Origin of the sequence: Capnocytophaga leadbetteri, assembly GCF_003054025.1 — a bacterium.
Lineage (GTDB): Bacteria > Bacteroidota > Bacteroidia > Flavobacteriales > Flavobacteriaceae > Capnocytophaga > Capnocytophaga leadbetteri.
In genome coordinates, this window is the sequence record NZ_QBKG01000008.1 from 55,185 (window position 1) to 69,550 (window position 14,366).

10 protein-coding genes are annotated in these 14,366 nt (G+C 40.2%); 7 read left to right on the plus strand and 3 right to left on the minus strand.

The features are described 5' to 3' along the window. Positions 1–8: 8 nt before the first annotated feature. Positions 9–227: a hypothetical protein gene (locus C8P65_RS07965; protein WP_107782349.1), complete on the minus strand. Its 219-nt coding sequence runs from the start codon at positions 225–227 to the stop codon at positions 9–11. Between the two features lie 236 nt (positions 228–463). On the opposite strand from C8P65_RS07965, the gene mfd reads away from it, so the two are divergent. The 6 genes from mfd (at position 464) to C8P65_RS07995 (ending at position 11,592) form a co-directional block, all read left to right on the plus strand. Then, complete coding sequence (gene mfd, locus C8P65_RS07970; RefSeq protein ID WP_107782350.1) at positions 464–3,778, plus strand: transcription-repair coupling factor; 3,315 nt, start codon at positions 464–466, stop codon at positions 3,776–3,778. 65 nt (positions 3,779–3,843) lie between these two features. Next, a complete protein-coding gene (locus C8P65_RS07975) occupies positions 3,844–4,245 on the plus strand; it encodes a hypothetical protein (RefSeq protein WP_107782351.1) in 402 nt (133 codons plus the stop codon). A gap of 72 nt (positions 4,246–4,317) precedes the next feature. Beyond that, positions 4,318–5,283, plus strand: coding sequence for a hypothetical protein (locus C8P65_RS07980; protein WP_107782352.1), 966 nt, complete (start codon positions 4,318–4,320; stop codon positions 5,281–5,283). 109 nt (positions 5,284–5,392) lie between these two features. Continuing rightward, positions 5,393–8,230: an excinuclease ABC subunit UvrA gene (gene uvrA, locus C8P65_RS07985; RefSeq protein ID WP_107782353.1), complete on the plus strand. Its 2,838-nt coding sequence runs from the start codon at positions 5,393–5,395 to the stop codon at positions 8,228–8,230. A 35-nt stretch (positions 8,231–8,265) separates the two neighbouring features. Next, positions 8,266–9,711, plus strand: a complete 1,446-nt coding sequence (locus C8P65_RS07990; RefSeq protein ID WP_107782354.1) for an SWIM zinc finger family protein — start codon at positions 8,266–8,268, stop codon at positions 9,709–9,711. A 51-nt stretch (positions 9,712–9,762) separates the two neighbouring features. Continuing rightward, a complete protein-coding gene (locus tag C8P65_RS07995; protein ID WP_107782355.1) occupies positions 9,763–11,592 on the plus strand; it encodes a HEAT repeat domain-containing protein in 1,830 nt (609 codons plus the stop codon). A 72-nt stretch (positions 11,593–11,664) separates the two neighbouring features. Here C8P65_RS07995 and rimM read toward each other — a convergent pair whose 3' ends face one another. Beyond that, positions 11,665–12,189, minus strand: coding sequence for a ribosome maturation factor RimM (gene rimM, locus C8P65_RS08000; protein WP_009389438.1), 525 nt, complete (start codon positions 12,187–12,189; stop codon positions 11,665–11,667). A 2-nt stretch (positions 12,190–12,191) separates the two neighbouring features. After that, positions 12,192–12,725, minus strand: coding sequence for a 30S ribosomal protein S16 (locus C8P65_RS08005; RefSeq protein WP_009389440.1), 534 nt, complete (start codon positions 12,723–12,725; stop codon positions 12,192–12,194). A 334-nt stretch (positions 12,726–13,059) separates the two neighbouring features. Between C8P65_RS08005 and C8P65_RS08010 the strand changes: the two genes are divergently transcribed. After that, positions 13,060–14,301, plus strand: a complete 1,242-nt coding sequence (locus C8P65_RS08010) for an ABC transporter permease (protein WP_107782356.1) — start codon at positions 13,060–13,062, stop codon at positions 14,299–14,301. Positions 14,302–14,366: the final 65 nt, after the last annotated feature.

The following is a 14,366-nucleotide window of genomic DNA, read 5'->3' on the forward strand; positions in this document are numbered from 1 at the left end:
TTAGTCTCCTAAAAGCATTTTCTCATCTCTTCACGACTAATTTCGTGCTTTTTCCCTGCCCTTGCTCTATCAATCATAGCAAAATACTCCTTTTCAGACATTAAAGTATCATCTTTCTCTTTAATATCTTTTATATCGTTATAAACCGTTACATTAAACCGTTTAAAGAGTGGTTCAAATATGTAAAAGTCTGCTGCATTATTAAACTTTATTCTGATTGTGTCCATAAGTTATTTTTTTTTCTTGCAAAGATAGTATATTATTAGTTCAAAACAAAATACTAACAGAATTTTTTCTCCCATATTTTTCCCTTTATCTCAGATATACCTACACCGAAGGATGAGCGAATGATGAGCGAATGATAAGCGAAGAATAAACGAAGAGTAAACAAAGTATAAACCTCTAATCATTAATCATTAACAATTATTTCGTACCTTTGCACTTTGTAGTTTTAATTATCATCGTGAAAGAGTTATTACAAAGTCTGGCTCAGAGTAGCCTTTATAAATCCTTGCTTGCCAAAGTGCAGGCGCAGAATAGCACTACTGTAGGGGGCTTGGCAGGTGCCTCGCTGTCGGCAGTGGTGGCAAACCTATACACCCATACGCACCGCCCGCTGTTAGTATTGTTACCTGACAAAGAGGAAAGTGCCTATGTGCTTAACGATTTAGAAACTTTAGTAGGCGAGCAGCGGGTGCTTTTCTTCCCCGACAGCTATCGCCGCCCTTATCAGATAGAAGATACCGATAATGCTAACGTGCTACTGCGCGCTGAGGTGTTGCACCAACTAAGCCACAGCACTAAACCGCTGATAGTAGTATCATACCCTGAAGCCCTTTTCGAGAAAGTTATTACCCGCAAACAGTTAGAACAGAATACCCTAAAAATTACCAAAGGCGATTCGCTTACCCTTGAGTTCCTCAACGAGGTACTTTTTAGCTATCAGTTCAACCGTACTGACTTCGTTACCGAACCGGGTGAGTTTTCGGTACGCGGGGGGATAGTCGATATTTTTTCATTTTCTAATAACGAACCCTATCGTATAGAGTTTTTTGGCAATGAAGTAGAGAGTATTCGCACGTTTGATGTAGAAAGCCAGCTATCTACCGCACAACTTTCGCAGATAATCATCATTCCTAACGTAGAAAATAAGGAAAGTGATGAGGTGCGACAGTCGTTTTTAGAATATATTAGTCCGCAAACGCTTTTTATAGCTAAAGATATAGCCTCTTTAGGACAAAAAATAGATAAACTCTTTGCAAAAGCTACCGATATTTATCAGAAATTAGCCAATGAGGTGAAGCGTACTGCCCCAGAGGAGCTCTATTGCCAGACAGAAGACCTTTTGGCGCAAGCTAACCGATTGCAGTCCATTCACATAGGGATTTCACAGCCTGAACTCACTTTTCTCACCACTCCGCAACCCTCGTTTAATAGGCAATTCGAGCTGCTCATCGCTTACCTCAATGAGAAGCACGCCGAGGGCTATCAGAACTATATATTGTGCGGTACCGAGCAGCAGGCAAAGCGTTTTCACGATATATTCGAAGAGATGGAGCAGAAAGTAGCTTACCAAACGGTACAGCTATCACTACACGCTGGTTTTGTAGATAACGAACTGAAAATAAACGTTTTTACTGACCACCAAATATTCGAGCGCTACTATAAATTTCAGCTAAAAAACGGTTATGCTAAAAAGCAAGCGATAACCCTTAAAGAGCTGATGCAGCTGGAGGTAGGCGACTATGTTACCCATATCGACCACGGTATAGGCAAGTTTGCAGGCTTGCAAAAGATAGAAGTAGAGGGCAAACAGCAAGAGGCCATCAAACTGATTTATGGAGACCGCGATGTGCTATTTGTCAGCATTCACGCCTTGCACAAGATAACCAAATACAACGGCAAAGACGGCAAACCGCCCAAAATATACAAATTGGGGTCAGGAGCGTGGAAAGCCCTCAAACAGAAGACCAAAGCAAGGGTAAAAGAGATAGCTTTCAACCTTATTCAGCTATACGCCAAACGCAAAGAGGCGCAAGGCTATGCTTTTGCACACGACAGCTATATGCAGAACGAGCTCGAAGCCTCATTCCTCTACGAAGATACCCCCGACCAAAGCAAGGCTACTGCCGAAGTAAAAGCCGATATGGAGAGTGCCAAACCTATGGATAGGTTAGTCTGCGGCGATGTGGGCTTTGGCAAGACTGAAGTGGCTATCAGGGCAGCCTTTAAGGCAGTTGATAACGGCAAGCAGGTAGCAGTATTAGTGCCTACTACGGTATTGGCTTTTCAGCACTATCAGACTTTTAGTCAGCGTATGAAAGATTTTCCGGTGCGCATTGATTATCTGAACCGTTTTCGCACGGCTAAAGAGAAGAAAATCATTTTGGAAGAACTCGCCAAAGGGCAACTCGATATTGTTATCGGTACGCACCAAATAGTGGGCGAAAAGGTGCAATATAAAGACTTGGGACTGCTGATAGTAGATGAGGAACAGAAGTTTGGGGTAGGGGTGAAAGACAAGCTCAAAACCCTAAAAGAAAACCTTGATGTGCTGACCCTTACGGCTACCCCTATACCGCGAACCTTGCAGTTTAGCCTTATGGCGGCACGCGACCTTTCGGTTATCAATACGCCACCGCCTAACCGCTATCCTATTGATTCTCAAGTGATACCTTTCAGCGAAGAGGTGATACGCGATGGCATTCGCTACGAAATACAACGCGGCGGACAGGTGTTTTTTATGCACAACCGCGTAGAGAACATTCAGGAAGTTGCCGGTATGATACAGCGTTTGCTACCCGATGTCCGTATAGCCATAGGGCACGGACAGATGGACGGCAAGAGGCTGGAAGAGACGATGCTCGCCTTTATGGAGGGGGCATACGATGTGCTGGTGGCTACTACTATTATTGAGAGTGGATTAGATGTGCCGAATGCTAACACTATTTTTATCAATAACGCTCATAATTTTGGCTTGTCAGACCTGCACCAAATGCGTGGTAGGGTAGGGCGTAGCAATAAAAAAGCGTTTTGCTACTTCATCACCCCTCCACTGATAGCGATGAGCGATGATGCCCGCAAACGCATAGAGGCAATAGCTCAGTTCTCTGACTTGGGTAGCGGACTTAATATAGCAATGAAAGACTTAGAAATCAGAGGGGCAGGCGACCTACTTGGCGGCGAACAAAGTGGTTTTATTAACGAGATAGGGTTTGATACCTACCAAAAGATATTGCAAGAAGCCATAACGGAGCTTAAAGAAAATGAGTTTTCAGAACTATATCGCACTGCTGAAGAAGACAAAACTTACCTCACTGATACTCAAATAGACACCGATTTCGAACTACTTTTCCCCGACACCTATGTCAATAGAGTAGCCGAACGACTCAACCTCTATAACGAGCTGAGCAATCTGACCAATGAGGAAGCCTTACAGGTGTATCAGCGCAATCTTATCGACCGTTTTGGCAAGTTGCCCCCTCAGGCTATCGACCTGCTCAATAGCGTACGCGTAAAATGGCTGGCAACCCGTATGGGAATAGAGAAACTCGTGATGAAAAACGGAAAAATGACAGGTTATTTTATAGCTGACCAGAACAGTCCGTTTTATCAGAGTGCGCGTTTTCAGAAGTTGCTTCTTTTTGTACAGCGATACCCCAACCAATGCCGTATGCAAGAGAAAGAAACCCGCAATGGGCTGCGCTTACTAATACTCTTTGACGGTATTAATACCGTATATCAAGCCCTAAAAGTGCTACAGCAAATAGAAGCGTAGGATGTGAGATTTTGATATGGATAAGAAGTTATCAGGTTAAAAAAAGAACTTATAACTATATAGCAATGAATATATTAGATATTATTGGTGAGAATTTATTTTTGAAAAAGCTCTATCCTAATGGATTATTTAATTTTTATATAGGAAGAATAGAACTTAATACTTTCAACAGATTAACTATTGTATTACATCTTAGAGAAAAACCAGCAATAAATATTGCAAAATGGGGAGAATGGGGGCAAGAATATAATATAATTACGACAGAATTAATAGGAAGTGATATAAGAAGAATTCAAATCAATAATTGGCAAAACAATAATCAAGATATATGTGATTGTAAAATAGTCAAAATAATTGGTGATTATATTTCTCTTATTTTTAGTGGTCGTGATTGGAGTGTTGAAATTATATTGAAATCATTACTTTTTCAAAGGAATACAACCTATTTAGAGGATAATAAAGAATAGGATAATGTACTAAATCTGTTTTAAAATCTCTTGCTAGTGTGTTTCTTATAATAAAGTAAAACAAACTAAAATATGCAAAATACAACCAGTTACAATAAAAGATTGAATATCAATGAACTAAATAATACTGCTAATTTAGAGGAAGCTATAAAAAATGCGGAACATCTGTATATTAGTAACCTATTAGGTGATGAAGAACTTTTGTCATCTATTAATTCCTATTTAAAGAAGTACAATAAAAAACTCTGGCTGTCTTTAAATAAAAGTACAGAGATAAATCAGCAGAATTTAAAACAATTACGTTATTTAACCAATGTAAAGAAACTAAAAATAATTGTATTCAATGGCTTTATAGAGGATTTATCTGAGTTATCACATATTGATGATTTAGAAGAATTTACGATATATGATAATGTAAAAAAAGGTATATCCTTAGTTCCTTTGGCTAAGTTTAAAAACTTATCTTTTTTAAGTTTATATACTGGATTAACTACAAAGCAATACGCTGTACTCAATACATTTGAAAAACTAGAGCATTTGAGCGCTCGAGAGATAGATTTTTCTAAACTCAATAATTTACCTATTAAAGAACTTAGGGTTAATAATAAGCTTATCCATAATGATTTGATCGCTGAGAAATTTCCTGATATAGAATATATTTCTTTACAGAACTGTAAAGATGTTAGTATAGAAAATATTGGTTCATTACCTGTGCTTTCTGATGTGCGATTGAGGTATATGCCTCATATAACAAGGCTTACTTCTTTTAAAAATAAAGAAAATATATTTCATCTCGAATGTGTACATCTGAAGAATCTTGAAAATATAGAAGCTCTTTTTGAATTGAAGCAACTAAAATATCTGATGATTACAGATTTAGAGAAACTTAAAGCTGAAGACTTTTATAGATTAGAGGAACTTCCTAATTTAAAAGTAGCTTATATAACGTTTAAAAGTGCAAAAGAAAATGATAAATTTATAACATTTGCTAATGCTCATAATTGGATATATAAACAGTCTTCTTTAGTAGGAGGGTAATCTATTAAAAATTATCAATTCTTAATTGTTAATTGTCAATTAATTATTATCTTTGCATAAAAAAGGATTGTAAGTGCTGTAAGATTACAAGCAACAATATAAGATTTAAATGAAAAAAAACACTACTAATATAACCCCTGTAGAAAACCTTGAAGTGCAAGGGGCACGGGTGCATAACCTCAAAAATATAGACCTTAGCATACCTCGCGAAAAGTTAGTAGTTTTCACAGGGCTTTCGGGTAGTGGCAAGTCGTCATTAGCATTCGATACTATTTATGCCGAAGGGCAACGCCGCTATATAGAAACTTTCTCTGCCTATGCTCGTCAGTTTCTCGGAGGGCTTGAACGCCCCGATGTAGATAAGATAGACGGACTCTCGCCAGTGATTGCTATTGAGCAGAAAACTACCTCTAAATCGCCACGCTCTACGGTGGGTACGATTACCGAGATATACGACTTCTTGCGCCTGCTCTTTGCGCGGGCTTCCGATGCTTATAGCTATACCACAGGCGAAAAGATGGTAAGCTATAGCGATACCCAAATACAAGAGCTCATCACTAAAGACTATAATGGCAAACGCATCAATATATTAGCCCCTGTGGTGCAATCGCGCAAAGGGCATTACCGCGAACTTTTTGAGCAAATAGCCAAACAAGGCTTCGTGAAGGTGCGCACCGATGGCGAAATACGCGATATAGAAAAGGGTATGAAGCTCGACCGCTACAAAACTCACGATATAGAAATAGTTGTAGACCGTATGCAGGTAGATGATACTGACGATACCCAAAAACGGCTGCAAGAAACCATTAAAATAGCGATGAACTACGGCGATGATGTGCTAATGGTGTTAGAGCAAGACAAGACAAAAGCACAGTACTTCAGTCGCCACCTGATGTGTCCTTCTTCAGGTATTTCTTATCCTATGCCAGAGCCTAACACTTTCTCTTTTAATTCGCCTAAAGGAATGTGTCCGCACTGCAACGGTTTGGGCGAAGTGCAAGAAATCAACCTTGCTAAGATAATCCCAGACCCATCGTTATCTATCAAAAACGGAGGTATTGTTGCGGTAGGCGAGCAAAAAAGCACTTGGATTTTTAAGCAGTTAGAGCTTATTGTTCAAAAGTTTGGCTATAAACTCTCTGACCCTATTGATAAATTGCCCAAAGAGGCGATGGATATTATCCTTTATGGTGGCAAAGAAAAGTACGCTATCAAGTCGGAAGTGTTGGGTATAACCCGCGATTTTGAAATAGACTTCGAGGGGATTATCAACTTTATTAAGAGTCAGCACGATAATACCGATATGGCAGCTATCAAGCGTTGGGCAGAAGAGTTTATGGATACCGTGCCTTGCGAGCATTGCCACGGTACGCGTTTGCGCAAAGAAGCATTGTACTTCAGAATAGCCGATAAAAATATAGCTGAACTCTCAGCTTTAGACATTACTGACCTATTAGCGTGGTTTAAAGAGTTGCCTCAGCATATCTCAGAGAAACAGCAGAAGATAGCCTCAGAAATCATCAAAGAAATCAGTACTCGATTGCAATTCCTCATAGATGTAGGGCTTACCTACTTGTCGTTAAACCGCAGTTCAAAGTCGCTTTCGGGGGGCGAGGCACAACGCATACGTTTGGCTACTCAGATAGGTTCGCAGCTTACTGGGGTACTCTACATTTTAGATGAGCCCAGCATAGGCTTGCACCAGCGCGATAATCAGCGACTTATCAACTCGCTTAAATCACTGCGCGATATAGGTAACTCGGTAATAGTGGTAGAGCACGATGAAGAGATGATACAAGAGGCTGACTATGTGGTGGATATAGGACCTAAGGCAGGAGTAAATGGGGGGGAAATCATCTTCAAAGGTACTCCCAAAGAACTGCTAAAAGCCTCTACCATTACTGCCGATTATATGAGCAAGCGTAAGAAGATAGAGGTGCCTGCTGAAAGGCGCAAAGGCAATGGCAAAGAGATTGTGCTAAAAGGCTGCACAGGCAATAATCTCAAGAATATAACTGTTAAATTCCCCTTGGGACTAATGATAGGGGTAACAGGGGTGTCGGGGAGTGGTAAATCAACCCTTATCAATGAAACATTGTATCCTATCCTCAACGCTCATTTTTTTAACGGAGTGAAAAAGCCAATGCCTTACAAAAGCATAGAGGGTTTGGAGCATATCGATAAGGTTATCGATATAGACCAATCGCCAATAGGGCGCACACCGCGTTCTAACCCAGCAACTTATACAGGGGTATTTAGCGAGATACGCAACCTCTTCACCCAAGTGCCCGAGGCGCAAATACGCGGCTATAAACCTGGGCGTTTCAGTTTCAATGTAAAAGGAGGTAGGTGCGAAACCTGCGAGGGGTCAGGCTTGAAGGTGATAGAAATGAATTTCTTGCCCGATGTGTACGTACCCTGCGAGACCTGCAAAGGCAAGCGGTTTAACCGCGAAACCCTCGAGGTGCGCTACAAAGGCAAGTCGATAGCCGATGTGCTTGATATGACTATTAGCGAGGCGGTGCAGTTCTTCGAGCCTATTCCTAAAATATACCGCAAACTCAAAACCATTGAAGAGGTAGGGTTGGGCTACATCACTTTGGGGCAACAATCTACTACCCTTTCAGGAGGGGAAGCCCAACGGGTGAAGTTGGCTACAGAGCTTTCTAAAATAGATACAGGCAACACTTTCTATATATTAGACGAGCCTACCACAGGACTTCATTTTGAAGATGTAAAAGTACTCTTAGAAGTCCTCGATCGCTTAGTAGATAAAGGCAATACTGTGCTGGTAATAGAGCATAATATAGATGTGATACGGAAGGTAGATTACATCATAGATATAGGTTACGATGGCGGTAAAGCAGGAGGTGAAGTAGTAGCCTCTGGTACCCCTGAAGAAGTAGCAAAAAATAAGAAGAGCTTTACAGCAGAATATCTTAAATAAAGACAAAATAAGAAATACAAAATACGAAAAAAACAATGATAGAAATTACCCAGCAAAAAATTGAAGAACTTGCCCCGAATGCTGAGGCAGCAAAGAAAGGGCGAGAATTGCACAAAAAAGGGAAGTTCGCTAACCTGAAAATTAGTGCTGAAAAGAATTTAATATGGGGCGAGTGTGCAGGTAGTGGTAAGAACCCTTATTACTGCTCTGCCGACTATGTAGACGCTCATAACCCTGTGTTTCGCTGCAACTGCCCTAGTAGGCAATTTCCGTGCAAACATGCTATCGGGTTGCTTTATTGCTATGAGGCTGATACTTCGCAATTTGCCCAAGCCGATGTACCAGAGGATATCCTTTCTAAGCGTGATAAGATAGAGAAAAAGCAAGAGAAAAAAGCCCAAGAGAAGGAGTCGATTAAGGAGAAAGCCGAAAAACCTAAAAAGGTAAATAAGGCAGCTTTCACTAAGAAAATAGATGCACAGCTCACCGGTATAGAGACTGCCCAAAAGTTGCTACGCGATATAGTAAACACGGGGCTTTCATCAGTAGATGCCAAAATGCGCTCCACTCTGAAGGCACAGATAAAAGAGCTGGGCAACTACTATATCGGGGGGATACAAACCGCCTTCAATAACCTATTATTATCAATAGAAGAAGTAGAAAACGAAGAATATACAGAGGTAGTAAATAATCTGAACTTCCTTTCAGCTTTGCTAAAAAAAGCAACCGATTACCTCAAAGCGCGCAAAGAAGACCCAGAGGGTACGCCTGAATTGTCATCGGCTATAGAAGAGCAAATAGGCTATGTGTGGAAGCTGGTAGAGCTAATGCAATACGGTCAGTATGAAGAGAATGCAAGCCTTGTACAGCTATCTTTTAACAGTTACGACAATGAGGCACGCAAAGAGTACGTAGATGAAGGCGTATGGCTGAACCTCAAAACAGGTAAGATATACAAAACGCTCAACTATCGTCCTTATAAAGCGGCTAAGTATATCAAAGAAGATAACAGTGTATTTAGCGTGTTGCAGCTAAAAGATTTGTACATCTACCCAGGTGACCAAAACCCGCGTATTCGTTGGGAGGCTGAGGGTAGTGTAGAGCGTCCGTTGCAAAAAGAAGATTTAGCTACCCTCAAAAGCTGGGCTTCAACGCAGTTTGCCGAAACTATCAAATCAGTAAAAAATACGATTAAAAATCCACTGATGGACAAACAGCCTGTAGTGCTATTGGCGTTGCACAAAGCATACCTAAAAGGTGATAACTTGGTAGTAGAAGATGCCAATGGTTTTGCTCTTACCCTCAAAGATATTGAGGAGGGAGCTGTATCGCCTACTGCCAACCTAAGAGCCTTCTTGCCTGCCAATGCCGAAGGCCTCTGCCTAACAGTGATGATGCATAATGATGTAAAAGACGGATTGCTATCAGCACAACCTCTCTCACTCATCACCCCCGAGAAAATAGTTAGATTACAATATTAATTTGCCGATTAGTAGATTAGCAAATTGACAAATTAACAAATTGAAAAAAGAATGAAACCTTTATACGAATTACAACAAGAACTAAATAGGTTATTTATAGCAGGTAGTAAGTTTGCTAAGAACGACCCTCGCTTGCAGAAACATATACCTATACTTAAGAAATTAGGCGAGAAAGCCCCTGTTTTCAATAAATTAGCTCAAGATGTAGAAGAATTATTGCAGCTTGATGCCCAACAGTCGGCTGAAAAGTTGTTATCGCTTTCTACTTTGCTTTATTCTGTGCTTTATACGCAAGGCACTACTACTGAAGAGGGAGCTGCTGTAGCCGACCAAGTGCCCAATGTGGCTCTTGCCGATGTCAATACTCAGTACTCATACTTGCAGCTAAAGCCTGTACTACAAGCTCTTACCCAAAGCAACTCAGGGCGTTTAGAGACTGTAAAAGACGCTTATGTGCGCGGTATTTTTAAAGACTCTCGCACCTTTGGCTACTTGAGTTTTGCCCTATCAGATAAGTATTCAGAATTAGCTGACTATATAATGGAGGTAGTAATTCCTGCTAGTGGCAAGGCGATGTTACCTTTCTTAGTAGCCGACTTTAAGTTAGAAGACAAGGTAGAAAACGTACGCCGTTTGCGCTTGCTCTATAAGCTCGGTTATGCTGAGGTAGACGGACTTATCGATAAGATATTTGCAGAAAGTTTGCCTAACCTACAAGCCGAGGCTATAGCGATACTTTCAGATAAAAAAGATGAGAAGACCGAAGATTTTATCATCACTCTCACAGGCGATAAAAACAAAACAGTGCGTGGGGCAGCCTATAAAGCATTGGCTAAAATCGGTACGCAGCGCAGTGTCGATAAGCTATATGAGTTGTACAGCAACAACAAGCAGAAAGGAAATGGGGAACTGTTGGCAGAAGCAATAGCCTCAGTTCCGTTAGCCTCGCACTATCAGCCATTCCTTCAGAAAGTACGCGAGCGTTTTGAAGCGCTGTTTTCAATGGACGAAGCAGATGAAAAAGCCCTAACGGCAGCCTTTGAACGATTGCCTACAGAGTGGGAGATTCTCAAAAACAAAGATTACCCTGAAACGTATGTGCTATTGGGTGATATTTTAAGCGATAAGCGATTTGATGCAATGGCTAAAAAGCGTTCGGCAAGCCATTATAACATAGCCCCTTGCTTGAATGAAATACTCTACACTTTTGATAAAGATAAAGTATTGTCTTTCTACGAGCAATATGCTACTGATGTTTTCAATAATACTTGGACATCGCCATTAGCTATAAACTATCTCTATCGTGCTTTAGAGAGCAAAGAGCGTTTCAATAGAGAGAAACTATACGAAGTATTTGCACCACAGTTTAATAAAGCGATTAATGCCCAATATATGATAGAAGCCTTAGCAGGCACTACTTATGGTTATTATGGTTACTATGGTGGATATTACGATAAAAAACCGCTTACTAAAGAAGAGTTAGACCCGCGTTGGGCAGATTTGCTTTGCAATTACTTAGCAGGTTCACGAGTAGATAACAATTTTAACACCGATGCCCTTATGGTGTTAGACCGTATAGAAGAAGATAGCGAGCGTGTAAACTATCTTATCACTAAGGCACTTGCTAAAAGTTCGGCTTATACTATAGAGCGTCTTTATCGCCTGATAATAAAGCGCAAGATGCCTAATAAGTTTGAAGTGCTATATGAGTCGTTGGCAAAAATGCCTAAGAACGACCTATTATATTATTACCGCACAATAGTAGAAGATGATGACTTTTGGAAACCCTTCCCTAAAGAATATGCCCAAAAGTTCCGCGAGCTGCACGAAAAGACAAAGTATAACATCTTTGAAGAAATAGCCAAGCAGATAGAAAAATAGAAGTTAAAGGCGAGATACGAAATAAAAAAGACGAAATGCGAACTATCGTATTTCGTCTTTTCTATTTCGTCTTTATTCTTGGTATAATGCTATAAGTCCTTCAGGGGTAGAGACTATAAGTTTTTGGTTTTGGCGGTCTATCTTCTCCAAAAAGTTGATAGGGATAAGGATTTGATGTCCCGCCTCATCTTCAATCTCAAATAAGGCTTGAAAAGTATTATCGTTTACAGCCGTAATTTTTCCTACATAACCATATTGAGTATCTTCTACAGTAAACCCTATAACTTCGTGGTAATAGAATTGGTTGCCCGTCAGCGGGGGGAGGGCAGAGAGAGGTAAGTATATTTTGTGTTTCAGCAGTGCATCGGCATCAGCTTCAGTATCTACCTCCTCAAATTTCACGCGCAATAGGTCTGATTTGTGCAAAGAGCTTCTTTCAATAAAAAAAGGAACCAGATTATTGCCAAGGGCAATAAACACTGATTCCATTTCTTCATACATTTCGGGGTCATCCGAATCAAGTTTGATAAGGACTTCGCCCTTAAAGCTAAACTTCGACACAATTGTTCCTATATAAAAACAATCTTTCAGTGTCATTTTTATGCTTCAGTTTCTTGGGGTTGTTCAGCAGCAGCTTCGCCTTCAGCTTGTGCGGCAGTTGCAGCAGCGGCAGCTTCAGCGGCTTTAGCAGCAGCTTCGTTTTTGCGTTTTTCATTAGCTTCTTTTTCAGCGTCTAAAGCCTTAGCCTTAGCAGCTGCTTTTTCTTTAGCTAATTTTTCTTCTTTAGAAGAAACTTTGTTGTTTTTAGCTTCTACCCAAGCGTTGAATTTAGCTTCAGCTTGTTCTGCGGTAAGAGCTCCTTTAGCTACCCCTCCTAATAGGTGGTGTTTTAGCAATACCCCTTTGTAAGATAGGATACGGCGTGCGGTGTCACTAGGTTGAGCCCCATTTTGCAACCATTTCACAGCAGCATCTACGTTTACTTCAATTTGTGCAGGGTTGCTGATAGGGTTGTAAGTTCCTAATTTTTCAAGGAATTTACCATCGCGTTTAGCGCGAGAATTAGCGGCTACAATCCAATAGAATGGTTTGCCTTTTTTACCGTGACGTTGTAATCTGATTTTTACTGGCATAAAAAATTTAATTAGTGAGGTACACGACCTCGTTATTAATTCGGGCGCAAAGATACGAATAATTTATAAATTAGCAAATTTGTGAATTAGCAAATTTACCGATTTACCAATTAAATGATACAATTAGTATATTTTTCTGCTTTTTGACGGCTTATTAGATAGTTATTTTTTCGCTGCTTCTACGCTTATCCTTCGGTGTTCGTATATTGTAATTATATCTAAAGTAAAGGGAAGGTGTTTGTAGTAGATTTTTCTTCAAAATTTACTAATTAACAAATTTGCTAATTCACAAATTATTCCTACCTTTGCATCATCATTTAAAAACCAAACAAACGTGTGGATTCTTATTCGTGAAAATATCAAAATAGCTTTTGATTCTATTAAAAGCCAGCTACTGCGTACGGTGCTTACTGTGCTTATTATCGCTATTGGTATTACTGCCTTGGTGGGGATACTGAGCGTTATCACGGCTTTGCGCAATACCCTCGAAGGTAATTTTTCGAGTATGGGGGCGAATACCTTTTCTATTTCGCGTTATGATTATGCCGAAAGGGTTGAGGGAAGTGGTACTAAGAAAAAGATTAACCCAGAAATCACCTATAAAGAGGCAGAAACCTTCAAGCAACAGCTTGCCAATCCTTTTGCTAAGGTAAGTATCTCTACCAATGCGGCTTCGTCAGCAGAGGTGAAATACGAAAATAAAAAGACAGACCCTTTGGCACGTGTGGTAGGGGTTGATGAGCACTATATTAATAATTCGGGACTTACCATAGAGGAGGGGAGAGGTTTTTCGGACTTTGATATACAAAACAACCTGAATTTGTGTGTGATAGGCTCTGATTTTAAGAAAACATTGCTGAAAGATGTCAATCCGATTGGCAAAACTATTTCGGTAAGGGGGTATAAGTTCAAAGTTATAGGTATACTAAAGTCGCAAAGTTCGTCTTTTGGTAATTATGAAGATTTTCAGGTGTTAATACCTTTGGGAATAGCTCGTTCTGCCTTTTCAACGACGATGCCTAACTTCACCATAAATATAGGGGTGGATACTAAAGATAAATTAGATGCTGCTGTAGATGATGCGGTGCTGCTGATGCGCAATATCAGAGGACTTACGCCTATACAAGAAAATAACTTTGGGGTAGAGCGCAGTGATGACCTATTGCAGCGTATCGGTAGTATTACAGGAGTGCTGACAGCTGCGGGTTTTATTATTGGAATGATTACGATACTAGGTTCATCTATTGCTTTGCTCAATATTATGTTGGTATCGGTTACTGAACGCACTAAAGAGATAGGTATTCGCAAGGCTTTAGGGGCTAAAAGGCGTTCTATAACTCTGCAATTCTTTACCGAAACGCTCATTATAGCACAGTTAGGAGCCTTGACGGGCATTGTTTTGGGTATAAGTTTAGGTTTTCTGATTTCGAAAGCGGTAAAGTTTGAATTTACAATACCTTGGGGCGTCATTTTGGTCGCTATACTAATAGCAGCCGTAGTTTCGGTGCTCTCTGGGCTTTATCCTGCAGTAAAAGCTTCGAAGTTAGACCCTGTAGAAGCATTGCGATACGAGTGATTAATTTGCTAATTTGTCAATTTGCCAATTAGTGAATTAGTGAATTAGCAAATTAGTGAATTAGC